The organism is Methylobacterium sp. ap11 (genome assembly GCF_900110515.1).
Taxonomy (GTDB): Bacteria; Pseudomonadota; Alphaproteobacteria; order Rhizobiales; family Beijerinckiaceae; genus Methylobacterium; species Methylobacterium ajmalii.
On sequence record NZ_FOEB01000006.1, the window covers coordinates 110890 to 135485 of the forward strand.

Consider the following 24596-nt stretch of genomic DNA (forward strand, 5'->3'; position numbering starts at 1 on the left):
CCTCGCGGGGGCGTCTGCGATCGGATCTAGGGCACGAAGGCCGCGCGGCTGTCAGCCCTTCGCGACGATGTCGAGGGCGTGGGCCAGGTCGGCCAGCAGGTCGGCCTCCGCCTCCAGCCCGACCGAGAGCCGCACCAGCCCGTCGCCGACGCCCGCCCGCTCCCGCGCCTGCGGGTCCATGGCGGCGTGGGTCATGGTCACCGGGTGGGCGATCAGGCTCTCGACCCCGCCGAGTGACTCGGCCAGACTGAAGACCTGCAGCGCCCCGACGAGCCGGCGCACCGCCTCGCGCCCGCCCGCGAGTTCGGCGCTCAGCATCGCCCCGAACCCCGCCTGCTGCGCACGGGCGAGAGCGTGGCCCGGATGGGCGGGCAGGCCCGGATAGTGGACGCGGGCCACCGCCGGATGACGGTCGAGGAAGGCCGCGACCGCGGCGGCGTTGCGCTCCTGGCGCTCGATGCGGGCAAACAGCGTGCGCACGCCGCGCAGGGTGAGGTAGGCGTCGAAGGGCGAGCCGGTGACCCCGACGGTGTTGGCCCAGGCGGCGAGCTCGTCGCCCAGCGCCGCGTCCGCGGCGATCACCGCGCCGCCGATCACGTCGGAATGGCCGTTGAGGAACTTGGTGGTCGAGTGGACGACGAGGTCGGCCCCGAGGGAGAGCGGCCGCTGCAGGGCCGGCGACAGGAAGGTGTTGTCGACGACGAACAGGGCGCCGGCGGCCTTGGCGAGTGTCGCGACCCGGCGGATGTCGGTGATCCGCATCAGGGGGTTGCTCGGCGTCTCGGTGAGCACGATCCGGGCGCCCTCGGCGAGGGCCGCCGCGAGCGCCGCCTCGTCGCCCTGGTCGACGAAGGCTACCCGGTAATGGCCGCGGGCCGCGCGCATCGACAGCAGCCGGTGGGTGCCGCCGTAACAATCGTGCGGTGCCACCAGGAGGTCGCCGGGGCGCAGCGGCGACAGGGCGAGGTCGAGGGCCGCCATGCCGCTCGACACCACGACGGCCCGGGCGCCGCCCTCGAGCTTCGCCAGGGTGTCGGCGAGCTGGTCGCGGGTCGGGTTGCCGAGGCGGGCGTAATCGTAGGCCCGCGGCTGCTCGAACTCGGCGAAGGTGTAGGTCGTCGAGAGGTAGAGCGGCGGGGTCACCGCGCCGAAGGCGGTGTCCGTGCCGATCCCGTTCGCGGCTGCGATCGTCTCCGCCCGCCGCTGCCCGTGCACCACGCTCTCGTCCGACACGTCGCTCTCCCGTTCCAGCCCGCGGGACCGGTCCCGCGCATCGCCTTGGCCGATGCGGGACCTTGTCCCGCTCCCTCTTGGCCGATGCGGCGTCCGGTTCCGCCCGTCGTTCTGTATGACGAACGAAACGGGCGATCAACGGAATATCGTTCTGTGCGGCGTACGGCGCGGGCTTTATTTCAGTCCGAAGCCCCGCCGTTCCAGGATCTCCCGCAGCCGGTCGCGGCCGCTCAGGGAGCCGGGCCCCCGCACCCGGTCGAGGGCGGCATCGCTCCAGCCGGCCTGCGGCATCCCCTGGCCGGCCTGGAAGTCGCGCATCGCCGCGTCGTAGGCGGCCACCGCCCCGCCGGCCCGCGCGGGCTCGTAGCGGCCGCGATGCAGCACCACGTCCTGCGGCAGGCGCGGCTTCACCGCCGCCGGCCGGGCCGGGTCGGGATGGCCGACGCACAGGCCGAACACCGCCAGCACGTTCGGCGGCAGGCCGAGAAGCTCGGCCACCGCCTCGGGGTCGTTGCGCAGGGCCCCGATATAGACCGTGCCGAGGCCGAGGGATTCGAGCGCCACCGTCGCGTTCTGGGCGGCGAGCGCGGCGTCGACCACGCCGACCATCAGCATCTCGAGGTAGTCGAGCCCGTCGGTCGCCTTGGCACGGTCGCGCCCGAGCGCCTCGAGGCGCGAGAGGTCGGCGAGCCAGACCAGCACCAGGGGCGCCTCGGCGACGTGGCGCTGCCCGCGCGCCACCTCGGACAGGCGCGCCCTGACGGCCGGGTCCTCGACCGCGACGACGCTCCAGGTCTGGAGGTTGGAGGAGGAGGCGGCCGATTGCGCGGCGGCGACCAGCGTCTCCAGGGTGCCGGCCGGCAGGGGATCGGGCCGGAACGCCCGCACGGTGCGGTGGGCGAGGAGCTCCGCGACCGTGGCGTTCCAGGCCACGTCGAGGGCCGGATCGGCGCCGTAGCGCGCCCGCAGCGCCTCCGCCCGGGCCTGCGGCGTCGCGGCGTGGTGGTCGGTGTCGCTCATCCGGTTCCCGTCTCCCATCGCTCCAGGCCGGCGGCTTACTTCATGCTGAAGACCTGCACCATGGCGGGGGTGAGGATCACCACGAACAGCACCGGCAGGAAGAACAGGATCATCGGCACGGTCAGCTTCGGCGGCAGTGCGGCGGCCTTCTTCTCGGCCTCGTTCATGCGCTGGTCGCGGCTCTCCTGGGACAGCACCCGCAGCGCCTGGCCGACCGGGGTGCCGTAGCGCTCGGCCTGGATCAGCGCTGTGGTGATGTTCTTCACCGATTCGAGGCCGGTGCGCAGGGCGAGGTTCTCGTAGGCCATGCGCCGGTCGGAGAGGTAGGACAGCTCGGCGGTGGTGAGCGCCATCTCCTCGGCGAGCGTCATCGACTGGTTGGCGATCTCGACGCCGACGCGCCGGATCGCCCCCTCGATCGCCATGCCGGATTCGACGCAGATCAGCAGCAGGTCGAGGGCGTCGGGCCAGTTGCGGGTGATCTCGGCCTGGCGCTTGGCGGTCTTGTTGCGCAGGAACAGCTCCGGCGCCTTGATGCCGAGATAGAGCGCCACGACCACGATGCCGAAGCGCACCAGCACCGGCTGGTCGATCACCTCGAGCACGAACAGGTAGAACACCGACACGAAGAAGAACGCGATCGGCGTCACCAGGCGGAAGAACAGGAACGCCACCTCGGCCTGCGGGCCGCGATAGCCCGCCATGGTCAGGCTGTTCTTGGCGTTCTCGGCGCCGAGCCAGTCGTCCAGGTGCAGGCGCTCGACGACCCGCTTCATGTAGGCCTTGGGCTCCTGGCGCAGGGACGCCTTCTGGTTCAGCCGCTCGCGCTCGCGCAGGCGGATGCGGTCGCGCTCCTTGCCGACGCTCTTCATGCGCCCGGCGAGCCGGTCGGGCTCGATGAGCGGCTGGACCAGGGTGAAGACCGTGGCCGCCGCCGCCACCGCGGCGAGGAGGGCACCGGCGAAATGGGGGTTGATCAGCTGGGACAGGAACTGCACGCGCCGTCTCCCGGGAGCGGTGGCGCCGGCCGCGCGGGGGCCGGGCGAGGAACGGGGCGGCGGGGCCGCGGGGACCCCGGCGCCGTCAGATGTCGAAGCGGATCATCCGGCTCATGACCACCACGCCGATGATCATCCACAGGGCCGAGCCGACCAGGGCGACGTGGCCGATCGAGGTAGTCCAGAGCAGCGAGATGTAGTCGGGGCTGGTGAGGTAGGCGAGCGAGGCGACGACGAAGGGCAGGGAGGCGATGATCGCCGCGGAGGCCTTGGCCTCCATGCTCATCGCCTTGACCTTCTCGGCCATCTTGCGCCGGTCGCGCAGCACCTTCGACAGGTTCCCGAGCGCCTCCGAGAGGTTGCCGCCCGACTTCTGCTGGATGCCGACCACGATGGCGAAGAAGTTCGCCTCCGACACCGGCATGCGCTCGTAGAGCCGCGCGACGGCCTCGGTGAGCGATATGCCGAGGGCCTGGGCCTCGATCATCGCCCGGAACTCGCTCTTGACCGGCTCCTGCGCCTCCCGGGCGATGATGCGCAGGCAGTCGCCGACCGGCAGGCCCGAGCGGATGCCGCGCACGATCACGTCCATGGCGTTGGGCAGTTCGAGGATGAAGCGGGCGATCCGGCGCTTGCGCAGGTAGCTCAGGACCCAGCGCGGCAGGCCGAACCCCGCCGCGAAGGCCATCCCGAGGGCGATGAGCGGATCGCCGCCGAACAGGAAGCCGAACGCGCCGACGACGGCACCGGCGATCGCGCTGAAGACGTAGAACTGGCGCGTGCCGATCGTGAGGCCGGCCTGGGTCAGCCGCATCTCGAGGCTGACCCGGGACTTCTTCTCCTTGTCCTCGATCTCCTTGAGGCTCTTGGCAACCTGGTCGCGGCGGCTGACCGCCTGCACCCGCTCGACGGCCCGGCGCTGACCGACCAGAGCCTGCTGGCGCTTGCTCGCCCGCGCCTCGCTCGGCAGCAGCGGCACCACCACGGCGGAGGCGATGCAGACCGCGCTGACCACGACGAGGACCGCCCCGAGGGTGGCGTCGATCTCGATCATCGGCGCGCACCCGGGCGGCAGTCCGGGACGTGGCCCCGGTAAGAGTGGGCCGGAGAGGAACGGGCCGGGGTCGCGGCGGCGGTCGTCATGCCGTCTCCTCCACCCGGACCTCGGCGGCGTCGAGGGCGGCGGCCAGCGCCCGGTCCTCGCCGTAGTAGCGCGCCCGCTCCCAGAACCGCGGCCGGCCGACCCCGGTCGAGCGGTGGCGGCCGATGAGCTTGCCGTTCGGGTCCTCGCCGACCACGTCGTAGACGAACAGGTCCTGGGTGGTGATGACGTCGCCCTCCATCCCCATCACCTCGGTGATGTGGGTGATGCGGCGCGAGCCGTCGCGCAGGCGCGCGGCCTGGACCACGACGTCGATCGAGCCGGCGATCATCTCGCGCAGGGTCTTGGAGGGCAGGCTGAAGCCGCCCATCGCGATCATCGATTCGATACGCGCCAGGCACTCGCGCGGCGAGTTGGCGTGCAGCGTCCCCATCGAGCCGTCGTGGCCGGTGTTCATCGCCTGGAGGAGGTCGAAGGCCTCCGGGCCGCGCACCTCGCCGACGATGATCCGCTCGGGCCTCATGCGCAGGCAGTTCTTGATCAGGTCGCGCATCGTGACCTGGCCCTGGCCCTCGAGGTTGGGCGGCCGCGTCTCGAGGCGCACGACGTGCGGCTGCTGCAACTGCAGCTCGGCCGCGTCCTCGCAGGTGATGATGCGCTCGTCGTCGTCGATGTAGCGGGTGAGGCAGTTGAGCAAGGTGGTCTTGCCCGAGCCGGTACCGCCCGACACCACCACGTTGCAGCGCACCCGCCCGATGATCTGCAGGATCTTGGCGCCCTCGGGCGAGATCGAGCCGAAGCGGGTGAGCTGGTCGAGGGTGAGCTTGTCCTTCTTGAACTTGCGGATGGTGAGCGCCGGGCCGTCGATGGCGAGCGGCGGGGCGATCACGTTGACGCGCGAGCCGTCGGGCAGGCGCGCGTCGCAGATCGGCGAGGCCTCGTCGACCCGGCGGCCGACCTGGCTGACGATCCGCTGGCAGATGTTCATCAGCTGCTGGTTGTCGCGGAAGCGCACCCCGGTCAGCTGGATCTTGCCGCCGACCTCGATGTAGGTCCGGTTGGCGCCGTTCACCATCACGTCGGCGATGTCGTCGCGGGCCAGCAGCGGCTCGAGCGGGCCGTAGCCGAGCACGTCGTTGCAGATGTCGTCGAGCAGCTCCTCCTGCTCGGCGATCGACATCACGACGTTCTTGAGGCCGATGATCTCGATGACGATGTCGCGGATCTCCTCGCGCGCCGCGTCCGGCTCGAGGCGGGCGAGCTGGGTGAGGTCGATCGCCTCGATCAGCGCGCCGAAGATCATGCTCTTCGTGCGGTAGTAGTCGTCCGAGCGGACGTTCTCGACCGGGACCGCGATCTCGCGGGGCGGCGCCTCGGCCCGGCGGCCGTCCTGGAAGACCGGCGCGATCGGCTCCGCCGGGACCGGCGCCGGTGCGGGGCCGGCCGGGCGCGGGGCCGGACTCTTCTGCGCCGTCGCTCCGGGTCTCCTGCCGAACATGGGATCAGCGGCCTTCTCGAGAAAACGGACCCCGTCGCGCGGTTTTCCGCCGAAGGGGGATTCGGGGGCGAGGGGACCCGGGGCGGCAGAACGAGGCGGACCCGTCGCGGCTTCGCGGGCGCGGCGCCCTCACGCCGCGGCCCGCCGGATCACGACGCCTTGCGGCGGGCGAGCCGGGCGAGCAGCGGCTCGAGGAGGTTCGCCCGGCCGCGGCGCGCCTCGGCGCGTCCGGTCAGGCTGCCGGCGAGCTCGGTCAGGATCTCGGTGACCTTGGACCCGGCCTGCACCTCGGCCAGCATCTGGCCGTTGTTGGCGGCGGTGCCGAACAGGGCGGGGTCGAACGGGACCGCGGCGGCGACCGGCGCGTCGAGGGCCTTGGCGAATTCCGTGGTGGCGATCTCCGGACGCTTGGGCATCCCGACGCCGTTGAGGACGAGGCGGGGCATCCGGTCGTGCGGCCGGGCGCTCTTCAGGACCTCGAACAGGTTGCGGGCATTGCGCAGGGAGGCGAGGTCGGGGGCGGCCACGACCACGATCTCGTCGGCGCCGATCAGCATGCGGCGGCACCAGGACGACCAGGTGTGAGGCACGTCGAGCACGATGCAGGGCACGCTCGCCCGCAGCACGTCGATGACGCCGTCGAACGATCCCTCGGCGAAATCGGTCGGACGGTCGAGGGTCGCGGGGGCGGCGAGCAGGCTGAGCTTGTCGGTGCACTTCGACAGCAGCCGGTCGACGAAGTTCGCATCCACCCGTTCGGGCGCGAACACCGCCTCGGCCACGCCCTGCGGCGGATCCTGGTTGAAGTTGAGGCCGGCGGTGCCGAAGGCCACGTCGAGGTCGGCGATGACGGTGGCGGTGCCGAAGTCGCGGGCCACCGACCAGGCGATGTTGTGGGCGAGCGTCGAGGCGCCGACGCCGCCCTTGGCGCCGACCACCGCGATCGTCCGGCCGAGGGGCTCGGCCGAGGGGTTGCAGAACAGGTCCGAGATCGCCGCGATCACCGCGACCGGGTCGATCGGCGCGATCAGGTACTCGCTCACGCCCCGGCGGATGAACTCGCGGTAGAGCACGACGTCGTTGACGTGGCCGACCACCACCACCTTGGTGCCGGCGTCGCAGACCTCGGCCAGGCCGTCGAGGGCGGCGAGCGGGCTGCCCTTGGCGGCGCCGATCTCCACGATGATGACGTTCGGGGTCGGGGCGTTGCGGAAGGCCTCGACGGCGGCGGGCGCGCCGCCCATCTGGACGCGGGCATGGGCCTTCTGCATCCGCCGGTCGGCGGCAGCGGCCTCGATCACCGCGGCGACGTCCGGGCTCTCGCAGAAGGCCTGGACGGTGATGCGGGGGACCGGGGCGATGACCCGGTCGGTCGGCGAGGTCGCATCAGACATGACGGGGCGCCTGCGGGACGGGGGCCGGTCGCCGGGCCCGCATCGGAGCCGGCCGGGGCCGGGAGGAGGAGGGTCGGGGGCGGATCCGGGTGGCGCCGGCGCGTCTCGCCGCGGGCGCGGCCGCGTCTGTCGTCCGGCGCGTCGTCATCACTGGTTCACCTGGTTCTTCACGCTCGCGCGGCCATCCTGCTTCCAACTGGTTGATGGATCCTTTCCGGTGCGCAGGTCGGTGAGGTTCTGGGTCCGGATCGCCGTGTCGATCCGGCCCTCCTGGCGGCCGCGCACAAGGTCGACCGGATCGGCGATCTGGCTCGCGACGTTCGACTGCATGGCGCAGCCGAGGTTCCAGTACGGCTCGTTGCGGGTGTTGAAGCCGGCATTGGACGAGCCGAGATCCTGCGGCCACAGCCCGCAGGCGCCCGCGACCTTGGCCTGCATGCGCTGGAAGCTGAGGCGCACCGGGGCGCTCACCGCGACGTTGGCGACCGGGTAGGGCGCGACTACGATCTCCCGCACGGCGACGCCGCGCTCCAGCGCCCGGGCGCGCACCCGCTGCAGGGTGCGCTCGACCGCGACGCCCGAGACCTGCGAGCCGCGCGGCACCTCGAACACCAGGACCCCGCGCCCGTAGCGGCGGTACTCGGTGAGGAAGCCGTCGACGTCGTCGGCCTGGCGCGGGTCGATATGGCCCGTCCCGGTCACGAACACGTCGAGGTTGCGCGACGAATCCGCCAGCACGATCGGGTGCCGCTCGGGGACCGTCATCGGGTAGGTCGAGCCGGTGGTCAGCGGCGGGCGGGTGCTGGTGCACGCCGCGAGGCCGGCCGTGGCGGCGAGGAGCGTCAGGCGGAAAGCGATGCGGATCATGGGAGCGTGTGCCTCGACGGGCCAAGTCGTGATGGCTGAGGTCGTGATGGCTGAGGTCTCGATCGGGGAGGTCCCGACCTGGGAAGGCTCGGCGGAGTCTCGGGGGAGACTCCGGGGGAGCGGGTCAGTCCGTGATGAAGCCGACCCGGCCGCGGTAGCGCGCGCCCAGCGGCGCGGCGCCGACCACGCCGTAGAGGCGGTTGAAGCGGCCGAGCAGGACCGACTGGCTGTCGCTGACCTCGGTGAAGCCGTCGTCGGGCTTCTTGACCTGGCCCGGATCCATCGGCTTGGCGATGAACGGGGTCACCATGATCATCAGCTCCGTCTCCTGGCGCTGGTAGTCGCGGGAGCGGAACAGGGCGCCGAGGACCGGCAGGTTGAGCATGCCCGGCAGGCCGCTGATCGCCTGGCGGTTGCGCTGCTGGATCAGGCCGGCGATCATCATCGTGCCGCCCGAGGGCAGCTCGATCGTCGTCTCGGACTTGCGCACCGTGAGGCCCGGCACCGAGATGGTGTTGTTGCCGTTCGAGACCGGGATCGCCGCCTGGGGGTCGATCTCGGTGACGTTGGTGCCGACCCGGATCGAGATCCGGTTCTCCGACTGCACCACCGGGGTGAAGTTGAGCGCGACGCCGTAGGGCTTGTACTCGATGCCGACCGAGCAGTTCGACGAGTTCGAGGCGAGCACCGCCGAGCAGCTCTGGCTCGTCGGCACCGGGATCTCGCCGCCGGCGGTGAAGTTCGCCGCCTCGCCGGAGATCGCCGTCAGGGTCGGCTCGGCCAGCACCCGCGACACGCCGGCCTGCTCGAAGGCCCGCAAGGTGGCCTGCAGCGAGAACCCGCCGGCCTTGATCGAGCCCGAGATGTCGTTGCCGGCCGGGTAGGAGCCGCCGGTCAGCGGGAACGGCACGCCGTTCACGAAGTTCATCGCGCTCCAGTTGGCGTTCAGGTTGACGCCGAACTGCTTGAGCACCTGGCGCGACACCTCGACCACGGTGACGCGCAGCATCACCTGGTCCTTGCCGCGGATCGTCAGGTTGTTGATCACCGCGCCGCGGGCGCCGACCGCCGCCCCGCCGACGCCCACGAAGGCGTTGGCAATGTCGATGGCCTGCTGGGCTTCGCCCGCCGAGGCGACCGTGCCGGTGAGCAGCACCGAATCGCCCGCAGGGCGCACGTCGAACCGCGCGCCGGGGAGGCTCGTGGCGAGCGTCTGGCGCAGGACGTTGAGGTCGCGCCCGACCGTGACGTCGAGGGCGGCGATCTGGCGGCCCTCGCCGTCCATCACGAAGATCGAGGTGGCGCCGTTCTCGATCCCGATCACGAACACCTTGCGGGTCGAGCGCACGACGGCGTTCGCCACCTTGGGGTTGGCGACGAACACCTCCTTGGCGTCCCGCGGCAGGTCGATCACCAGCGAGCGGCCGATGGTCAGGTCGAGGCGACGCGAGACGTCGGCCTCGTTGGCGCCGACATTCACCACCGGCGCCGGCGCGATGCCGCCGCGCATCCCGCCCTGGGCGAGGGCCGGGGCGGCGAGCGACGCCACGGCGCCGGCGACGAGGACGGCGCGCAGCGTGGCGGCCGCCGGGAGGATCTGGGACAGGCTGTTCCGGGACGGGTTCATGGGACGGGGACTCGCGGCGCGCAGGCCGGTCGCGCGGAATGGGCCGGGGGCGGGCGCGCTCATCGGCGGGGCATCTGCTTGGCGACGCCGTAGCGCACGACCGTGAGGCCGCCCTCGGCCGGCGGCTGCTCCGCCGTCGCCGGGGCGGTCTGGCCGGCATCGGCGAGGCTGCGCAGGGTGAGGGAGAGCTGGCCGACCTTCTGGGCGAGGGTGATGGCCTCGGCCTGGGACGGGGTCAGCTCCAGGGTCGCGGTGTCGCCGGTGACGACCCGCTCGCCGTTGCGCTCCTGCACGGTCTGGCCGACCGCCAGGACCCGGATGTTGGTGAGGATCGTCTCGGCGGTCTGGACGTCGCCGCCGCCGGAGCGGGCCGCGTCCTCGTCGCGGGAGGTGCGCAGCACGTCGACCCGGTCGTTCGGCAGGATGAAGCCGCCGGCGGTGTTCGAGCCGCGGGCGTCGATCGAGATCGCGACGGCGCGCATGCCGGAGGGCAGGATCGCCGACAGGAAGCCGCTGCCATTGGCCTTGATCAGCTTCTCGCGCCGGATCGGCTCGCCGGACAGGAACGGGCTGCGCACGATCGAGCCCACCGTGTCCTCGAGGGCCGAGGGAGCGGCGGCGCGCTGCAGGAAGCCGTCGCCGGCGGCGCTCTTCGGCCAGGACTGCCAGCGCAGGTCCGGCATCTTCACGGTCTGCCCCATCGGCAGCTCGGCGGCGGCGACCAGCACCTCCACGGTCTCCATCGCGGGCGCTGGCGCGGCGACCGGCGCGACCTGCGGGGGCGGGGGCGGCTCGCGGCCGCTCATCATGACGAAGGCCCCGGCCCCGGTCACGACGGCGACGCTGATGAGAAGCAAGCGCGATGACTTCATGGGGCGCCAAACAGAGGAGACGGCAGGGGACGACGCGGTGCCGCCCCTGACCGGACTTCATCAGGCAATCCTCAAATTAAGGTTAACCGCCCTTAGGGTTAACGATCTGCGCCGCACCCGGGCGGCCGTTCGTGCCGGACGCGGGACAGGCCGACGCAACGCGCCCGGCCGGGGCCGGGCGCGTTGCGCGACGGGAGAGGCGAGGAGAGCGTCGAAACGGCCGGGCCGGCGCTCAGCCCGCCAGCGCGATGCGCCAGAGCGGCGCCGACGGGCAGGTGATGAGCGCGGAGGCCGAGAGGGCGACGCCGTAGGGCATGCCGACGCAGCGGTCGTGCAGGCGCAGCGCGAAGGGCCAGGCGATCACGAAGCCGGGGAGGGGCTGGCCGCGGACGTACAGAATGGCGAGGGCGAGCAGGCCGCCGAGCAGCGAGAAATTGACGACGTAGTCGAGCAGCGGCTCGAACCCGAGCCACAGCGCGGTCGCCGCGGCGAGCTTGGCGTCGCCGCCGCCGATCACCCCGAAGGCGAACAGCACGAAGCCGACCGCCAGCACCAGCCCGAAGGCGCCGGCATGCCAGGCGATCTCGGACCAGCCGAGCCCGGCCGTGGCGGCCAGCACCGCGAAGGCGGCGACGAGGATCAGGCTCACCCGGTTGGGAATCGTCATCGTGAGGACGTCGCTCATGGCCGCGTAGGCCATCAGGAACGGGAAGACGACGAGGAGGCAGAGGCTGGCCATGCGGGCTCGCGACAGGGTCCGACGGACGCGGGATCGGTTCGTCCGCGCTTGCGTTACACCGACGGCCCGGGATGCCGGCGCATCAGGCCGCTGATCCTTCCCGGATGTCCGACACCGGGCCGGAGGCTTGGGCGACGATTCGAGAACGGAGCCGTAGGTCGTCTGAGACCGGTGGCATTGTACGCCGAATCGAGAAGGGCGGCACCGGGCCCGACCGGCACCCTGCCGGGAGCCGCCACGCCTTGCCGCCGTCTCGCGGATCGGGCCCGCCGTCGTGGCGGCGGCCGGGAGGCGATCCGTCTCGGGGCGCGGCCGCGAGGGCCGTGCCGCGCTCGCGCGCCGGCCCGCCGCGGCGGGCCGGCCCTGCGAAGCTTACTTGAGGTTGCCGGCGATCGAGTTGAACTGGGCGCCGAGGTTCTGGCCGACCGTGCGGGCCGCCACGATCACCGCCAGGGCGATCAGGGTCGCGATCAGGCCGTACTCGATCGCGGTCGCACCGGACTCGTCGCTGACGAAACGCTTCAGCTTGGTGATCATAACTCTTGTTCCCGCCTGGATGATCTCGGTTAGTCCACCGACAATCGACTGGCGCCGATCGGGACTGACGACAAGCTAGGCCCGACTGCGTTGCAGTTGGGTTAAAGCGATCGTCGATCCCGGCGGTCCGGCGCGGAAATCGGCCCGTGGTTAACGGATGCCTGATCCGATCATGGGCTCTGCCGGGGTGGCTTAGCGATTTGTCAACCCTCCGGGCGCTTCACTGGCGCGAGCCCGAGGATTCCCGCCCGAAAGACCGTCCTGCCGATGACCCCGCCCCGCCGCCCCAGCCTCCCGCGCGCCGCGAGCCTCCTCCTGGCCGCCGCCCTGCTGGGCCCCGCCGCCGCGCAGGGCGGCGACGGAGCGATCGTCACCGTGATGGTCGACAACGCCAAGGTGATCCGCCTGCCGGAGCGCACCGCGACGGTGATCGTCGGCAACCCGATCATCGCCGACGTGTCGCTGCAGCGGAACGGCATCGTGGTCCTCACCGGCAAGAGCTTCGGCAGCACCAACCTGATCGCCCTCGACTCGGGCGGCACGATGCTGGCCGAATCCGCCATCAGCGTGCGGGCGGGCAGCCCGTCGGTGGTCACGGTGCAGCGCGGGCTCGAGCGCGAATCGTATTCCTGCACGCCGGCCTGCCAGCCGGCGATGCAGCTCGGCGACGCCCAGCGCTACTTCTCCGAGGTGAGCGGGCAGGCCGGCCAGCGCAACTCCCTGGCGACGGCGGGCGCCGCGGCCGCGGGCGCGGCGGCGGGGATGCGCTGACGTCTCGGGGATCGCCGTAACGGATCCGCAATCTCCGTCCGGCATCGAACGCTCCGAGGCCCAGCACCGGACACGAACCGCACCATGCCCTGTCGTCGCGCGCTGCATGACCCCGGATCGCCGGCCCTCCGGGGCGCGACCGGTCGGCGGGCGGGCGCGGTCCGGCGCTTCTCCGCCTGCCGCGAGGGGGCGACCGCGGTCGAGTTCGGGCTGATCGCGATGCCGTTCCTCTGCCTCATCGCGGCGATCGTCGAGACCGCGCTCGCTTTCTTCGCCGGCCAGGTCCTCGACAACGCGGTGTCGAGTGCGGCGCGCCAGCTCTATACCGGCCAGTTCCAGGCCGCCCGCGCCGCGGACCCGCCGCCGCCGGCGGACAAGACGACCCAGCAGGTCGCGCTCGACAAGTTCAAGGACGCGATCTGCAACGGCCGGGTCACGATCTTCGCCTGCAGCAACGTCAAGGTCGACGTGCTGATGATGCCGGACGGCGGCAGCTACACGCCGGCGAGCCCGATCGATTCCTCCACCAAGTCCTGGCGCACCACGCCCACCGCCTTCGGCACGCAGTACCAGGACCCGGCCTCGAACCGGATCGTGATCGTGCAGGCCGCGGTGGAGTTCCCGGTCTTCTTCAGCTTTCTCAATCCCAACACCCTGGCCAACGGCAAGCGCGTGCTCCAGAGCACCGTGGCGTTCCGCACGGAGCCCTTCCAATGAGCGAGCGGGCCTGCGGCGCGGCCGGCCTCGCCGCCCGGGGACGGGGCGCCCTCGCGCGGTTCGGACGGGCGCGGGACGGGTTGGCGGCGGTCGAGTTCGCGATGGTGCTGCCGCTCCTGCTGCTGCTCTATCTCGGCACCACCGACGTTGCGGGCTACGTCAGCAACTTTCGCAAGGTCACGCTGGCGGCCCGCACGGTCGCCGACCTGGTCTCGCGCGAGGCCGGCGACATCCCGTCGGCCCAGTTCGCCACCATCGCCCGGGCCGGACGGGCGGTGCTGGCGCCCTTCGACGGCGCCGGCGCGCGGATCTCCGCCAAGGCGATCGGGGTGTACGACACCGGCGGCACGGCCCGGGTCTGCTCCTATGCGGTCGATGCCGGCAATGCCGGCGTGGCCCAGCCGACCGGCCCGACGACGGTGCCGCCGCCGGTGCCGGACGCGTTCAAGACCGTGGGCGCCCGCTACGTCGTGGTCGAACTGACGATGACCTACAAGCCCCTGTTCGGGGCGACGCTCGCCAACCGGTTCAACCTCAGCACCATGACCGAGACGGTCGTCTGGCCGGTGCGCAACGGCAAGGTCTACAACGTCGCCGTCACCGCCTCGCCCGAGGTGGTGCTGCCGACCGTGACCGATACCCGCAACGGCGGCGCCTGCCCGGCCACCTGAACGCGCACGGGGCGGCCCGTGCGGGGAGGGCTCCTCACCCCCGCAGGATCATGCGCCCGCCCGCGACCTCGAAGCCGCGCAGTCGGCGCAGGAACGACATGCCGAGCAAGCTCGTCTCGAGCCGGCCGCTCGGCAGCACCAGGGCCTCGACGTCGCGCACCGCGATGCCGCCGACCCGCATCTCGCGCACCCGCACCGGGGCCGCCGGCACGGTGCCGTTGGCGGTGCCGACCTTCGCGGTGAAGTCGCGCTCCGCGACCCGGAGGCCGATCCGGTCCGCGTCCTCGCGGGTGAACACGCAGAGCGTCGCGCCGGTATCGACCAGCATGCGCAGCACCCGGCCCTCGACCTGGGGGTGGGCCCGGTAGTGCCCCGACAGGTCCTGGGCCAGGGTCACGCTCGCCTCTGTCCCGGATGGCGTCGGGGCCGTCGCAGCGACGGCGGCCTCCGCGGTCACGGGCGCCGGGCGGGCGAGGCCGCTCCGGGCGATGCGCTCGGTGAGGGATCCGCCGGCGAGGACGGCCCCGGCGAGCACGCCGAGAGCCCAGAGGATCGGGCGCGTCACGGATCGGACCTCCGGGTCATGGGGCGGGGCGCCGCCCGAGGCGACGCCGCCTGAAGCGACGCCGCGCAGGGTCGCGGCGAAGCGGTTAAGGATCCATCCGGAACTTCGGGCGAAAACCGTGCCGTCCCCGGTCCGGGCTGGATTCTTGCCATCCGGGGCGATGCCTGCTAAGGGCTCCCCGCCCGCCGGACACCCTTGGAGGCCGGATCTCCCCTCGCGGGGACGGGCGTGGCGACGTCGGTTCACAGGGCCGTCCTCGAGGGGGCGGCCTTCGGCGTTTGAGCCATCCGCAAACACCAGTTTTAAGGATCACGCCATGAGCGCCGTGAAGCCGCTTGAGGCCGTGGCACGCGACCGGGTCGGCAAGGGGGCCGCCCGGGCCGTTCGTCGCCAGGGCCAGGTGCCGGCCGTCATCTACGGGGGCAACCAGCCGCCGCAGGCCATCGCCATCGACCTCATCCGCACCCGCACCCTGATCTACGCCGGCGGTTTCCGCACCACCGTGTTCGAGATCAGCACCGGCGGCCGCAAGGTCCGGGCGATCCCGCGCGACTTCCAGCTCGACCCGGTCACCGGCGTCCCGCTGCACATCGACTTCCTGCGCGTCGTCGCCGGCCAGTCGATCGAGGTCGAGGTGCCGGTGCACTTCACCAACGAGGACGCGGCCCCCGGCATCAAGCAGGAGGGCGGCACGCTCAACGTGGTGCACCACACCGTCACGGTCGAGGTGGCCCCCGAGTCGATCCCCGACGCGATCACCGTCGACCTGACCGGCAAGGCGATCGGCGACACCGTCCACGTCTCCGACCTGCCGGTCCCGGCCGGCGTCTCCGTCGTGCTCGGCGGTGACGAGGTCGTCGCCACGGTGGTGCCGCCGACGGTGCTGGGCGCCGAGGTCGAGGCCGAGGAGGCCGCGGTGGCCGAGGCCGCCCGCGCCGAGTCGGCCGCCGAGGCCGAGGCCGAGGCTGCCGAAGAGGCCGCCAAGGACGACGAGGCCAAGGAGGACTGAGCCGGTCACGGCTCACCTCTCGACCACATCGAAACGCCCCGGTCGCGAGACCCGGGGCGTTTCCCATTTCTCGGGGAGCCTCGTTTCGCCATGCGGCTGTTCGTCGGCCTCGGCAATCCCGGCACGCGCTACGCGGGCAACCGGCACAATATCGGCTTCATGGCGCTCGACGCGATCGCGCGCCGGCACCGCGCCGCGCCGTGGCGGCGCAAGTTCCAGGGCGACTGCACCGAGGCGGTGGTCGGCTCCGAGCGCGTGCTGCTCCTCAAGCCCCTGACCTTCATGAACGAATCGGGCCGGGCGGTGACGGAGGCGCAGCGCTTCTACAAGATCCCGCTGGACGGCATCGTGGTGTTCCACGACGAGCTCGACCTGGCGCCCGCCAAGCTCAGGGTGAAGAAGGGCGGCGGCAATGCCGGCCATAACGGCCTGCGCTCGATCACCGGGCAATGCGGCAACGAGTACTGGCGCGCCCGCCTCGGCATCGGGCATCCGGGCGACAAGGCCCTCGTCCACGCCTACGTGCTCAACGATTTCGCCAAGGCCGAGATGCCGTGGGTCGAGGACCTGTGCGACGCGATGGCCGACGCCGCCGATCTCATGGCCGCCGGCGAGGATGCCCGCTTCCAGAACAAGGTCCACCTCGCGATGGCCGGACGCGGCTGGGACGAGGTGAAGCGCGTCGGCGAGAAGCCGGCTTGACCCCGACACCTCCACACCGCAATGGCGACGCGACAAGGCCGCGGGCCGGCGGTCTCCACGAATCGAACGGAACGATCTGATGGGCTTCAAATGCGGCATCGTCGGCCTGCCGAACGTCGGCAAGTCGACGCTCTTCAACGCGCTGACGCAGACCGCGGCGGCGCAGGCGGCGAACTACCCGTTCTGCACCATCGAGCCGAATGTCGGCGAGGTGGCGGTGCCGGATAGCCGGCTCGACGACCTCGCGCGGATCGCCTCCTCGAAGGAGATCATCCCGACCCGCCTGACCTTCGTCGACATCGCCGGCCTCGTGCGCGGCGCCTCGAAGGGGGAGGGGCTCGGCAACCAGTTCCTCGCCAACATCCGCGAGGTCGACGCGATCGCGCACGTCGTGCGCTGCTTCGAGGACGGCGACGTCACCCACGTCGAGGGCAAGGTCGACCCGATCGCCGACATCGAGACGATCGAGACCGAGCTGATGCTCGCCGACCTCGACAGCCTCGAGAAGCGCCTCACCGCCCTCGAGAAGAAGGCCAAGGGCGCCGACAAGGAGGCCAAGGAGGTGCTGGACCTCGTCCAGCGCGCGCTGCCGCTCCTGCGCGACGGCAAGCCGGCCCGCCTCGTCCAGCGCAAGGCCGACGAGGAGCGCCTCTTCTCGCAGCTCGGCCTGATGACGGCCAAGCCCGTCCTCTACGTCTGCAACGTCGAGGAAGGCGCGGCGGACGCCGGCAACGCCCATTCGGCGGCGGTCTTCGCCCGCGCCAAGGAGGAGGGCGCCAAGGCGGTCGTCGTCTCGGCCAAGATCGAGAGCGAGATCGCGGTGCTGCCGCCGGCCGAACAGGTCGAGTACCTGGAGGCGGTCGGCCTCGCCGAGCCGGGCCTCAACCGGGTGATCCGCGCCGGCTACGAGCTTCTGGGCCTCATCACCTACTTCACCGTGGGGCCGAAGGAGGCCCGGGCCTGGACCATCACCAAGGGCACCCGCGCGCCGGGCGCCGCCGGGGTGATCCACACCGACTTCGAGAAGGGCTTCATCCGGGCCGAGACCATCGCCTTCGCCGACTACACGGCGCTGAAGGGCGAGGCCGGCGCCCGCGAGGCCGGCAAGCTCCGGCTCGAGGGCAAGGAGTACCTGGTGCAGGACGGCGACGTGCTGCACTTCCGCTTCAACACCTGATGGACCTCGTCCGGCGCCACGGCTGGGACCTGACGCCGGTGCAGGCCGTCGCGCTCCAGCGCCAGCTCGCCGGCGAGGTCGTGGCCGACCGACCCCTGAACCTCGACGCCGTGCGGCTCATCGCCGGCGTCGACGTCAGCGTGAAGAACGAGCGCTCGCACGCGGCGATCGTGGTCGCGACCTTTCCCGACTTCCGGGTGGTCGAGACCGTGACCGCCGAGATGGCGACCCCGTTTCCCTACGTACCGGGCCTCCTCAGCTTCCGCGAGGGCCCGGTGCTGGAGGAGGCGTTCGGACGCTTGAGCGCCGAGCCGGACGTGTTCCTGTTCGACGGCATGGGCACCGCCCATCCGCGCCGCATCGGCATCGCCAGCCATATGGGCCTGTGGCTCCAGCGCCCGACGGTCGGCGTCGGCAAGACCCGGCTGTGCGGCCGCAACGCGCCGCTCGACGAGGAGAAGGGCGCCCACCAGCCGCTGATCGACAAGGGCGAGACGATCGGCGCGGTTCTCCGCACGCGGACGGGCAAGCAGCCGCTCTTCATCTCGCCCGGCCACCTCGCCGACATCCCGACCAGCGTCGCCCTGGTGCTCGCCTGCGCGCCGAAGTTCCGGCAGCCGGAGCCGATCCGCCTCGCCCACAAGGCCGCGGGCGCTTTCGGGTAGGCGCCCGCCCGTGCTAGCCCGGCGGCCCGACCCGCGCCGGACGCCGACAGCCATGCCCCGCTACTGCTTCGAGAACCTTACGCCCGGCCTTCGGCTCGATTTCGGGCCGCTCGACGTCAGCCGCGACGACATCGTGGGGTTTGCCCGCGAGTTCGACCCGCAGGGCTTCCACGTCGACGAGGCTGCCGCGACGGATAGCTTCGTCGGTGGGCTGATCGCCTCGGGCTGGCATACCTGCGCGCTCGGCATGCGGCTCGTCGCCGACGGCTTCATCCTGCAATCGAGCTCGATGGGCTCGCCCGGCATCGAGGAGGTGCGCTGGCTGCGCCCGGTCCGCCCCGGCGACGCCCTGTCGATGCGCATGAGCGTGACCGAGAACCGCCCCTCGGGCAGCAAGCCCGACCGCGGTTTCGTGCGCTTCCTCCTCGAGATCGAGAATGGCGCCGGCCAGCCGGTGATGACCCAGGATTTCTGGGCGATGTTCGGCCGCCGCGGCACGCCGCCCCTGCCGCCCCGCCCGCGCCCGCCCGAAGAACCGGCCCCAAGCGACCTGCCCGAGGGCGAGGCGCTGCCCTCCGGCTACCTGGAGGACATGCCTCTCGACCGCAGCTTCGACCTCGGCGCCCACCACTTCACCCGCGACGACATCCTGCGGTTTGCCCGCGCCTTCGACCCGCAGCCGTTCCACGTCGACGAGGCGGCGGCGGCCGAGACCCATTTCGGGGGCCTGTGCGCCTCGGGCTGGCACACCGCCGCGGCCTGGATGAAGCGGATGGTGGCGGGCCGCGACCGCGGCCGGGTCTTGGCCCTCCAGCGCGGCGAGCCCGTGGTCGAGGGCGGCCCCTCGCCGGGCTTTCGCGACCTGCAGTGGCTGAAGCCCGTCTATGCCGGCGACACGATCCGCTACGACGTCACCCTGACCGAGGCGCGCCCCTCGCGCACCCGGCCGGGCTGGGGCGTCGTCAGCCACACCGCCACCGGCACCAACCAGCGCGGCGAGCCGGCATTCCGCTTCGCAGGGGCCTGGCTGGCGCCGAGCCGGGGCGCGTGAGGCAGAGCCGAGATTGAAGACTGTCAACCCATCCACGACCTCATCCTGAAGTGTTGGCTGATTGAAAATCGGCTGACCTCGAAGGAGGCTTCCAGGGATCAGAGAGGCATCTGGAGGTCTCCTTCGAGGTCAGCCCATCAATGATGGACTGACACCTCAGGATGAGGTTGCGAGTAGGAAAAGAGGGCGTCGATCGATAGGATTCGCGATCGAAGTTCATAATCAGACGATCGCTGTCCCCCTCACTCGATTACGCCGCTGCCCGCCGCTCCGGATAGAGCCCGAGCAGCCCCTCGGGCGTCGCCTCGGCTACGCCGCGCTCGGTGATGATCCCGGTGACGAGGCGGGCCGGCGTCACGTCGAAGGCCGGGTTCGCCACCGGGCTGCCCGGCGAGACCACCGCCACCGTCGCGAAGGCGCCCTCGTCGGTGCGGCCGGTGAGGTGGGTCACCTCGCGGGCGTCGCGCTCCTCGATCGGGATGCCGGCGACGCCGTCGGTGAGCGTCCAGTCGATGGTCGAGAACGGGAGCGCGGCGTAGAACGGCACGCCGCAATCGCGGGCGGCGAGCGCCTTGAGGTAGGTACCGATCTTGTTGCAGACGTCGCCGGTCGAGGTCGTGCGGTCCGAGCCGACGATGCAGAGATCGACCTCTCCGTGCTGCATCAGGTGCCCGCCGGCATTGTCGGCGATCACCGTGTGGGGCACGCCGTGGGCCTTGAGCTCGAAGGCGGTGAGCGCCGCACCCTGGTTGCGGGGCCTCGTCTCGTCGACCCAGACATGGACCGGCAGGCCGGCATCGTGCGCGACGTAGATCGGCGCCAGGGCCGTGCCCCAGTCGACCGTGGCGAGCCAGCCGGCGTTGCAATGGGTCAGCACGTTGACCGGCCCGGATTTCCTGCGCGCGATCGCGGCGATCAAGGCCGCCCCGTGCTCGCCGATCGCCCGGCAGCTCGCCACGTCCTCGTCGGCGATCCGGGCGGCCTCCGCGAAGGCGGCGGCCTCGCGCTCGCTCGGCGACAGCGGTTGCAGCATCCCTGCCACCCGGTCGAGGGCCCAACGCAGGTTGATCGCCGTCGGCCGGGTCGCCGCGAGCCGCGTCCGCGACCCGTCGAGGTTGCGGTCGGACGGGTCCTCCCGCATCGCCAGCGCCAGGCCGTAGGCGGCGGTGGCGCCGATGAGGGGAGCGCCGCGCACGATCATGGTGCGGATCGCAACCGCCGCCTCCGCCTCGCTCCGCAGCACCTTCGTCTCGAAGGCGAAGGGGAGGCGGGTCTGGTCGATCACGCAGATCCCCTCGCCGTCGGGCGCGGGGAAGATGGTGCGGTAGTGGCGGCCGTCGATCTTCATAGGCAGGAGTTTAGCACGAATGGCGGGGGCGGGGAGGCCCGTCCGATGGAGTCGCCGCTCTCCTGCGCGTGCGGTTCGATTCTCGTCGCCGCGTCGAGACGAGGCCCCGGCGGCGGGCGGATCGGTGGCGAACCGGCAGGCCGGGCCCCCTCTCTCCGACGAGCCGATTCACGGCATGCCCTTCTGTGCTAGAATGGAGGGTGTAATCGGAGGATCGACCGTGAAGGCACTCGTCCTGCCTGATGGAAGCCTCAACCTTCCCGAAGCCCTGCGCGAGCGGCACGGCCTGTCTCGGGGGGGAGAGGTGCTGGTCGAGGATACGGGCGAAGCCATTGTGCTCCGCACGCTCGACCAGGCCGTCGCCAGGGCGCAGGCCCTGAGCCGATGCCTCGTCGCGGGCCGGTCCGGCGCATCCGTCGACGATTTCCTTGCGGCGCGCATGGGTGACACGGGCGCCGAATGAGTGCCTTCGTTCTCGACGCATCGGCGTTGCTCGCGCTCCTGCTCGACGAACCGGGGGCCGATCGCGTCAAGGCTGTCCTCGACGGCGCCGCGATGGGTGCCGTCAACTGGGCCGAGGTCGTCAGCCATTACGCCAAGCTCGGTGCAGCGCGCACGGACATCGAGGCGATGCTGCGGCCGCTCCCGATCCGTGTCGTCCCGGCCGATCGGGATCTGTCCGTCTCCGCCGGCATGCTGCGGCCGATCACGCTGCCACTCGGCTTGTCGCTCGGCGACCGTTACTGCCTGGCTTTGGCGAAACGAGAGGCCGCGACGGCGCTGACGGCCGAGCGGCGCTGGTGCGACATCGCCGCGGCAGCGGCCGTCGAAGTCGAAAGCATCCGTTGAATGGGCGGGAAGACCACCGGCAATCCCGCCCCCGACCGCTTCAGAACCGCACCGCCCGCGCCCGCTTCACCTGCGGGATCGCCTCGATCGCCTCCAGCAGGGCGCCCGAGACCGGCTCGTCGACGGCGGCAAAGCAGATCGCGTCGCCGCCCGGCCGGTCGCGGCCGAGATGGAATGTGGCGACGTTGACGCCGGCCTCGCCCATCAGCGTGCCGAAGCGGCCGATGAAGCCGGGCTGGTCGGCGTTGCGGATGTAGAGCATGTGCGGCGCCACCGCGGCCTCGAGCGCGATGCCGCGGATCTCGACGAAGCGCGGGCGGCCGTCGCCGAACACCGTGCCGGCGGCGTCGCGGGGCATGTCCTCGGCCTCGACCGTGAGGTGGAGGCGCGAGGCGTAGGGCCCCTCGACGGCGGTGCGGGTCGCGGTCTCGACCTGGATGCCGCGGGCCCGCGCCACCTCGATCGCCGAGACCATATTGACGCCTTCCAGGAACGGCCGCAGCGCGCCGGTTACCGCAGCCGCCGTGAGCGCCTTGGTGTTCAGCTCCGCTGCCTCGCCCTCGTAGACGATGCGGATGCCGCGGATCGGCGCCTCGGTGAGCTGGCCGAGGAACGAGCCGAGCTGCTCGGCGAGCGTCACGTAGGGCCGCAGCCGCGGCGCCTCCTCGGCGGAGATCGACGGGAAGTTGACCGCGTTGCGGATCGCGCCGTTGAGCAGGTAGTCGCTCATCTGCTCGGCGACCTGGAGCGCCACGTTCTCCTGCGCCTCGGTGGTCGAGGCGCCGAGATGCGGCGTGCAGACCATGTTCGGGTGCCCGAACAGCACGTTGTCCTTCGCCGGTTCCTCCGTGAACACGTCGAAGGCCGCGCCCGCGACGTGGCCGGATTCGAGAGCGGCGCGCAACGCCACCTCGTCGACGAGGCCGCCGCGGGCGCAGTTGACGATCCGCACCCCGGGCTTCGTGCGCGCCAGTGCCTCGGCCGACAGGATGTTGCGGGTTTTTTCCGTCAGCGGGACGTGCAGGGTGATGACGTCGGCCCGGCGCAGCAGCTCGTCGAGCTCGACCTTCTCGACGCCGAGCGCCACGGCCCGCTCGGGCGTGAGGAACGGGTCGTAGGCGACGACCCGCATCCGGAGGCCGATGCCGCGATCGGCCACGATAGCGCCGATGTTGCCGCAGCCGATTACGCCGAGCGTCTTGGCAGTGAGCTCGATGCCGAGGAAGCGGTTCTTCTCCCAGCGGCCGGCTTGGGTCGAGGCGTCGGCCTGCGGGATCTGGCGGGCGAGCGACAGCATCAGCGCGATGGCGTGCTCGGCGGTGGTCACCGCGTTGCCGTGCGGCGTGTTCATCACGATCACGCCGCGGGCGGTGGCGGCCGGCACGTCGATGGTGTCGACGCCGATGCCGGCCCGGCCGATCACGGTGAGGTTGCCGGCGCGCTCCAGGAGCGCGGCGGTGACCTTCGTGGTCGAGCGGACGGCGAGGCCGTCGTACTCGCCGATGGCCGCGGCGAGCGCTTCCTTGTCCTTGCCGAGCTCGGGGCGGAGGTCGGCCTGAATCCCGCGCTCGCGGAAGATCGCGATCGCCGCGGGAGAGAGGGTGTCGGAGATCAGGACTTTTTTGATGGGTGTGGGCATGGCGGCCTCGAATGGGGTCGCGCCATCGCCCCGCGGAGGAGCGGGTCGGCCGGGGGCTCGCGCAGTCACACCGGGTCGCGCGCATGTCTCCTCTCCCCGCTCGCGGGGAGAGGAGAAACCCGCGCTTCATCGGGCGATGTGTGGTTGTCGTCAGCCTTGTTCGGCCGGCTCCCGCTCACGCGGGGCTCCGGCGCCGGATACGGCGATGATGGGCTTGGAGATCAGGCCGCCTGCGTCAGGCGGGCCTTCTCCTGGGCGAAGGCCCAGTCGAGCCACGGCGTCAGGGCCTCGAGGTCGGACGCCTCGACGGTGGCGCCGCACCAGATCCGCAGGCCCGGAGGCGCGTCGCGGTAGGAGCCGATGTCGAGGGCGACGCCCTCGCGCTCCAGCGCCGTGGTGATGCCCTTGGCCACCGCCGCCACGGCTTCGGGGCCGCGCCCGACCACGTCGGGATCGCTCACCACCAGGCAGACGCTGGTGTTCGAGGCGGTCGCCGGGTCTTCGGCGAGGTTGGCGATCCAGGGCGTGCGGGCGACCCAGTCGGCGATCACGCCGGCGTTGCGGTCGGCACGCGCCCGCAGGGCCGACAGGCCACCGAGCGTCTCGGCCCAGAGCAGCGCGTCGATATAGTCCTCGACCGCCAGCATCGAGGGCGTGTTGATGGTCTCGCCCTGGAAGATGCCCTCGATCAGCTTGCCGCCCTTGGTCATGCGAAAGATCTTCGGCATCGGCCAGGCCGGGACGTGGCTCCCCAGGCGCGCGACGGCGCGGGGCGAGAGGATCAGCATGCCGTGGGCCGCCTCGCCGCCGAGCACCTTCTGCCAGGAGAAGGTCACGACATCGAGCTTCGGCCAGTCGAGGTCCTGCGCGAAGGCCGCCGAGGTGGCGTCGCAGATCGTCAGCCCCTCGCGGTCGGCGGCGATCCAGTCGGCGTTCGGCACGCGCACGCCCGAGGTCGTGCCGTTCCAGGTGAACACCACGTCGCTGGCGCGGGTGTCGACGGTCGAGAGGTCGGGCAGGCGGCCGTAGGGCGCCTTGATCACGCGGGCGTCGAGCTTGAGCTGCTTCACCGCATCGGTGACCCAGGTCTCGCCGAAGGATTCCCAGGCGAGCATGTCGACCGGGCGGGCGCCCAGCAGCGACCACATCGCCATCTCGACGGCACCGGTGTCGGAGGCCGGCACGATGCCGATGCGGTAGTCGTCCGGCACCTGCAGCACGCTGCGGGTGAGGTCGATCGCCTGCTTGAGCTTGGCCTTGCCGAGCTTGGCCCGGTGCGAGCGGCCGAGCGCCGCGTCGGAGAGGGCGTCGGGGGTCCAGCCGGGGCGCTTGGCGCAGGGGCCGGAGGAGAAGAAGGGCGCGCGCGGGCGCACCTCGGGGAGGCGGGTCGTCGTCATCTTGTGTCCATCCTTCCAGATGGGCGCCTCTCGGTGGGGAGAGGTGTCCCGCCGCCGGGGATGCGCCGCGCCGGCCCCCGCGTCAAGCCTGCCGTCGGCGCACCCTGGCCGGCCGGCGCCCGCCCGGATACGAGGAGACCCGGTGAGA

At 71.7% G+C, this 24596-nt stretch carries 25 protein-coding genes; 10 read left to right on the forward strand and 15 right to left on the reverse strand.

Annotated features, from left to right (window positions below; all coding sequences use genetic code 11):
- Positions 1–51 precede the first annotated feature (51 nt).
- The 11 genes from metB to BMX97_RS10870 all read right to left on the reverse strand — a co-directional run bounded on the left by metB (position 52) and on the right by BMX97_RS10870 (position 11887).
- A complete protein-coding gene (metB, locus tag BMX97_RS10820) occupies positions 52–1233 on the reverse strand; it encodes a cystathionine gamma-synthase (protein WP_244538377.1) in 1182 nt (393 codons plus the stop codon).
- Positions 1234–1407: 174 nt separating this feature from the next.
- Positions 1408–2253, reverse strand: a complete 846-nt coding sequence (locus BMX97_RS10825; RefSeq protein WP_091749279.1) for an NADPH-dependent oxidoreductase — start codon at positions 2251–2253, stop codon at positions 1408–1410.
- A 35-nt stretch (positions 2254–2288) separates the two neighbouring features.
- A complete protein-coding gene (locus BMX97_RS10830; protein ID WP_177202185.1) occupies positions 2289–3251 on the reverse strand; it encodes a type II secretion system F family protein in 963 nt (320 codons plus the stop codon).
- Positions 3252–3336: 85 nt separating this feature from the next.
- Positions 3337–4305: a type II secretion system F family protein gene (locus BMX97_RS10835; RefSeq protein ID WP_091749282.1), complete on the reverse strand. Its 969-nt coding sequence runs from the start codon at positions 4303–4305 to the stop codon at positions 3337–3339.
- Between the two features lie 85 nt (positions 4306–4390).
- Positions 4391–5851, reverse strand: a complete 1461-nt coding sequence (locus BMX97_RS10840; RefSeq protein WP_091749285.1) for a TadA family conjugal transfer-associated ATPase — start codon at positions 5849–5851, stop codon at positions 4391–4393.
- A 149-nt stretch (positions 5852–6000) separates the two neighbouring features.
- On the reverse strand, positions 6001–7245 hold the full coding sequence (locus BMX97_RS10845; protein WP_091749288.1) for a CpaE/TadZ family protein: 1245 nt from the start codon (positions 7243–7245) through the stop codon (positions 6001–6003).
- A 147-nt stretch (positions 7246–7392) separates the two neighbouring features.
- The gene (locus tag BMX97_RS10850) at positions 7393–8112 is read right to left on the reverse strand and encodes a CpaD family pilus assembly protein (RefSeq protein WP_060850168.1); all 720 of its coding nucleotides are present in this window, start codon (positions 8110–8112) and stop codon (positions 7393–7395) included.
- 124 nt (positions 8113–8236) lie between these two features.
- Entirely contained in the window at positions 8237–9739 is a 1503-nt protein-coding gene (locus tag BMX97_RS10855) for a type II and III secretion system protein family protein (RefSeq protein WP_091749291.1), read from the reverse strand.
- A 59-nt stretch (positions 9740–9798) separates the two neighbouring features.
- On the reverse strand, positions 9799–10611 hold the full coding sequence (gene cpaB, locus BMX97_RS10860; protein ID WP_091749294.1) for a Flp pilus assembly protein CpaB: 813 nt from the start codon (positions 10609–10611) through the stop codon (positions 9799–9801).
- Between the two features lie 232 nt (positions 10612–10843).
- Positions 10844–11350, reverse strand: a complete 507-nt coding sequence (locus tag BMX97_RS10865; RefSeq protein ID WP_091749298.1) for an A24 family peptidase — start codon at positions 11348–11350, stop codon at positions 10844–10846.
- A gap of 372 nt (positions 11351–11722) precedes the next feature.
- Positions 11723–11887: a Flp family type IVb pilin gene (locus BMX97_RS10870; RefSeq protein WP_060850171.1), complete on the reverse strand. Its 165-nt coding sequence runs from the start codon at positions 11885–11887 to the stop codon at positions 11723–11725.
- A 267-nt stretch (positions 11888–12154) separates the two neighbouring features.
- Between BMX97_RS10870 and BMX97_RS10875 the strand changes: the two genes are divergently transcribed.
- From BMX97_RS10875 to BMX97_RS10885, 3 genes are all read left to right on the forward strand, one after another.
- Positions 12155–12658, forward strand: coding sequence for a pilus assembly protein N-terminal domain-containing protein (locus BMX97_RS10875; RefSeq protein WP_091749301.1), 504 nt, complete (start codon positions 12155–12157; stop codon positions 12656–12658).
- An 84-nt stretch (positions 12659–12742) separates the two neighbouring features.
- Positions 12743–13375: a TadE/TadG family type IV pilus assembly protein gene (locus BMX97_RS10880; protein WP_091749304.1), complete on the forward strand. Its 633-nt coding sequence runs from the start codon at positions 12743–12745 to the stop codon at positions 13373–13375.
- Complete coding sequence (locus BMX97_RS10885; RefSeq protein WP_091749308.1) at positions 13372–14046, forward strand: TadE/TadG family type IV pilus assembly protein; 675 nt, start codon at positions 13372–13374, stop codon at positions 14044–14046. The genes BMX97_RS10880 and BMX97_RS10885 overlap by 4 nt, the downstream gene beginning before the upstream one ends.
- Before the next feature lie 34 nt (positions 14047–14080).
- Here BMX97_RS10885 and BMX97_RS10890 read toward each other — a convergent pair whose 3' ends face one another.
- Positions 14081–14611, reverse strand: a complete 531-nt coding sequence (locus tag BMX97_RS10890) for a retropepsin-like aspartic protease family protein (RefSeq protein ID WP_091749311.1) — start codon at positions 14609–14611, stop codon at positions 14081–14083.
- A 316-nt stretch (positions 14612–14927) separates the two neighbouring features.
- Here BMX97_RS10890 and BMX97_RS10895 point away from each other — a divergent pair, with 316 nt between their 5' ends.
- The 5 genes from BMX97_RS10895 to BMX97_RS10915 all read left to right on the forward strand — a co-directional run bounded on the left by BMX97_RS10895 (position 14928) and on the right by BMX97_RS10915 (position 19215).
- A complete protein-coding gene (locus BMX97_RS10895; RefSeq protein ID WP_091749314.1) occupies positions 14928–15620 on the forward strand; it encodes a 50S ribosomal protein L25/general stress protein Ctc in 693 nt (230 codons plus the stop codon).
- A gap of 90 nt (positions 15621–15710) precedes the next feature.
- Complete coding sequence (gene pth, locus BMX97_RS10900; protein WP_091749318.1) at positions 15711–16322, forward strand: aminoacyl-tRNA hydrolase; 612 nt, start codon at positions 15711–15713, stop codon at positions 16320–16322.
- Positions 16323–16401: 79 nt separating this feature from the next.
- A complete protein-coding gene (ychF, locus tag BMX97_RS10905; protein ID WP_091749321.1) occupies positions 16402–17499 on the forward strand; it encodes a redox-regulated ATPase YchF in 1098 nt (365 codons plus the stop codon).
- Complete coding sequence (gene nfi, locus BMX97_RS10910; protein WP_091749324.1) at positions 17499–18164, forward strand: deoxyribonuclease V; 666 nt, start codon at positions 17499–17501, stop codon at positions 18162–18164. The genes ychF and nfi overlap by 1 nt, the downstream gene beginning before the upstream one ends.
- Positions 18165–18216: 52 nt before the next feature.
- Positions 18217–19215: a MaoC family dehydratase gene (locus BMX97_RS10915; RefSeq protein WP_091749327.1), complete on the forward strand. Its 999-nt coding sequence runs from the start codon at positions 18217–18219 to the stop codon at positions 19213–19215.
- 250 nt (positions 19216–19465) lie between these two features.
- Here BMX97_RS10915 and mtnA read toward each other — a convergent pair whose 3' ends face one another.
- Positions 19466–20563: an S-methyl-5-thioribose-1-phosphate isomerase gene (gene mtnA, locus BMX97_RS10920; protein WP_091749330.1), complete on the reverse strand. Its 1098-nt coding sequence runs from the start codon at positions 20561–20563 to the stop codon at positions 19466–19468.
- A 220-nt stretch (positions 20564–20783) separates the two neighbouring features.
- Between mtnA and BMX97_RS10925 the strand changes: the two genes are divergently transcribed.
- On the forward strand, positions 20784–21026 hold the full coding sequence (locus BMX97_RS10925; protein ID WP_091749333.1) for an AbrB/MazE/SpoVT family DNA-binding domain-containing protein: 243 nt from the start codon (positions 20784–20786) through the stop codon (positions 21024–21026).
- Entirely contained in the window at positions 21023–21412 is a 390-nt protein-coding gene (locus BMX97_RS10930; protein WP_091749336.1) for a type II toxin-antitoxin system VapC family toxin, read from the forward strand. The genes BMX97_RS10925 and BMX97_RS10930 overlap by 4 nt, the downstream gene beginning before the upstream one ends.
- 40 nt (positions 21413–21452) lie before the next feature.
- On the opposite strand, the gene serA is transcribed toward BMX97_RS10930, so the two are convergent.
- The gene (serA, locus tag BMX97_RS10935; RefSeq protein WP_091749339.1) at positions 21453–23051 is read right to left on the reverse strand and encodes a phosphoglycerate dehydrogenase; all 1599 of its coding nucleotides are present in this window, start codon (positions 23049–23051) and stop codon (positions 21453–21455) included.
- Positions 23052–23272: 221 nt separating this feature from the next.
- Entirely contained in the window at positions 23273–24448 is a 1176-nt protein-coding gene (locus tag BMX97_RS10940; RefSeq protein WP_091749342.1) for a phosphoserine transaminase, read from the reverse strand.
- Positions 24449–24596: the final 148 nt, after the last annotated feature.

Coding starts and splice junctions, on each gene's coding strand:
- BMX97_RS10825 (WP_091749279.1), bottom strand. CDS start 2,253: ATGAGCGACACCGACCACCACGCCGCGACGCCGCAGGCCCGGGCGGAG.
- BMX97_RS10835 (WP_091749282.1), bottom strand. CDS start 4,305: ATGATCGAGATCGACGCCACCCTCGGGGCGGTCCTCGTCGTGGTCAGC.
- BMX97_RS10840 (WP_091749285.1), bottom strand. CDS start 5,851: ATGTTCGGCAGGAGACCCGGAGCGACGGCGCAGAAGAGTCCGGCCCCG.
- BMX97_RS10845 (WP_091749288.1), bottom strand. CDS start 7,245: ATGTCTGATGCGACCTCGCCGACCGACCGGGTCATCGCCCCGGTCCCC.
- BMX97_RS10850 (WP_060850168.1), bottom strand. CDS start 8,112: ATGATCCGCATCGCTTTCCGCCTGACGCTCCTCGCCGCCACGGCCGGC.
- BMX97_RS10855 (WP_091749291.1), bottom strand. CDS start 9,739: ATGAACCCGTCCCGGAACAGCCTGTCCCAGATCCTCCCGGCGGCCGCC.
- cpaB (WP_091749294.1), bottom strand. CDS start 10,611: ATGAAGTCATCGCGCTTGCTTCTCATCAGCGTCGCCGTCGTGACCGGG.
- BMX97_RS10865 (WP_091749298.1), bottom strand. CDS start 11,350: ATGGCCAGCCTCTGCCTCCTCGTCGTCTTCCCGTTCCTGATGGCCTAC.
- BMX97_RS10870 (WP_060850171.1), bottom strand. CDS start 11,887: ATGATCACCAAGCTGAAGCGTTTCGTCAGCGACGAGTCCGGTGCGACC.
- BMX97_RS10875 (WP_091749301.1), top strand. CDS start 12,155: ATGACCCCGCCCCGCCGCCCCAGCCTCCCGCGCGCCGCGAGCCTCCTC.
- BMX97_RS10880 (WP_091749304.1), top strand. CDS start 12,743: ATGCCCTGTCGTCGCGCGCTGCATGACCCCGGATCGCCGGCCCTCCGG.
- BMX97_RS10885 (WP_091749308.1), top strand. CDS start 13,372: ATGAGCGAGCGGGCCTGCGGCGCGGCCGGCCTCGCCGCCCGGGGACGG.
- BMX97_RS10895 (WP_091749314.1), top strand. CDS start 14,928: ATGAGCGCCGTGAAGCCGCTTGAGGCCGTGGCACGCGACCGGGTCGGC.
- pth (WP_091749318.1), top strand. CDS start 15,711: ATGCGGCTGTTCGTCGGCCTCGGCAATCCCGGCACGCGCTACGCGGGC.
- ychF (WP_091749321.1), top strand. CDS start 16,402: ATGGGCTTCAAATGCGGCATCGTCGGCCTGCCGAACGTCGGCAAGTCG.
- nfi (WP_091749324.1), top strand. CDS start 17,499: ATGGACCTCGTCCGGCGCCACGGCTGGGACCTGACGCCGGTGCAGGCC.
- BMX97_RS10915 (WP_091749327.1), top strand. CDS start 18,217: ATGCCCCGCTACTGCTTCGAGAACCTTACGCCCGGCCTTCGGCTCGAT.
- mtnA (WP_091749330.1), bottom strand. CDS start 20,563: ATGAAGATCGACGGCCGCCACTACCGCACCATCTTCCCCGCGCCCGAC.
- BMX97_RS10930 (WP_091749336.1), top strand. CDS start 21,023: ATGAGTGCCTTCGTTCTCGACGCATCGGCGTTGCTCGCGCTCCTGCTC.
- serA (WP_091749339.1), bottom strand. CDS start 23,051: ATGCCCACACCCATCAAAAAAGTCCTGATCTCCGACACCCTCTCTCCC.
- BMX97_RS10940 (WP_091749342.1), bottom strand. CDS start 24,448: ATGACGACGACCCGCCTCCCCGAGGTGCGCCCGCGCGCGCCCTTCTTC.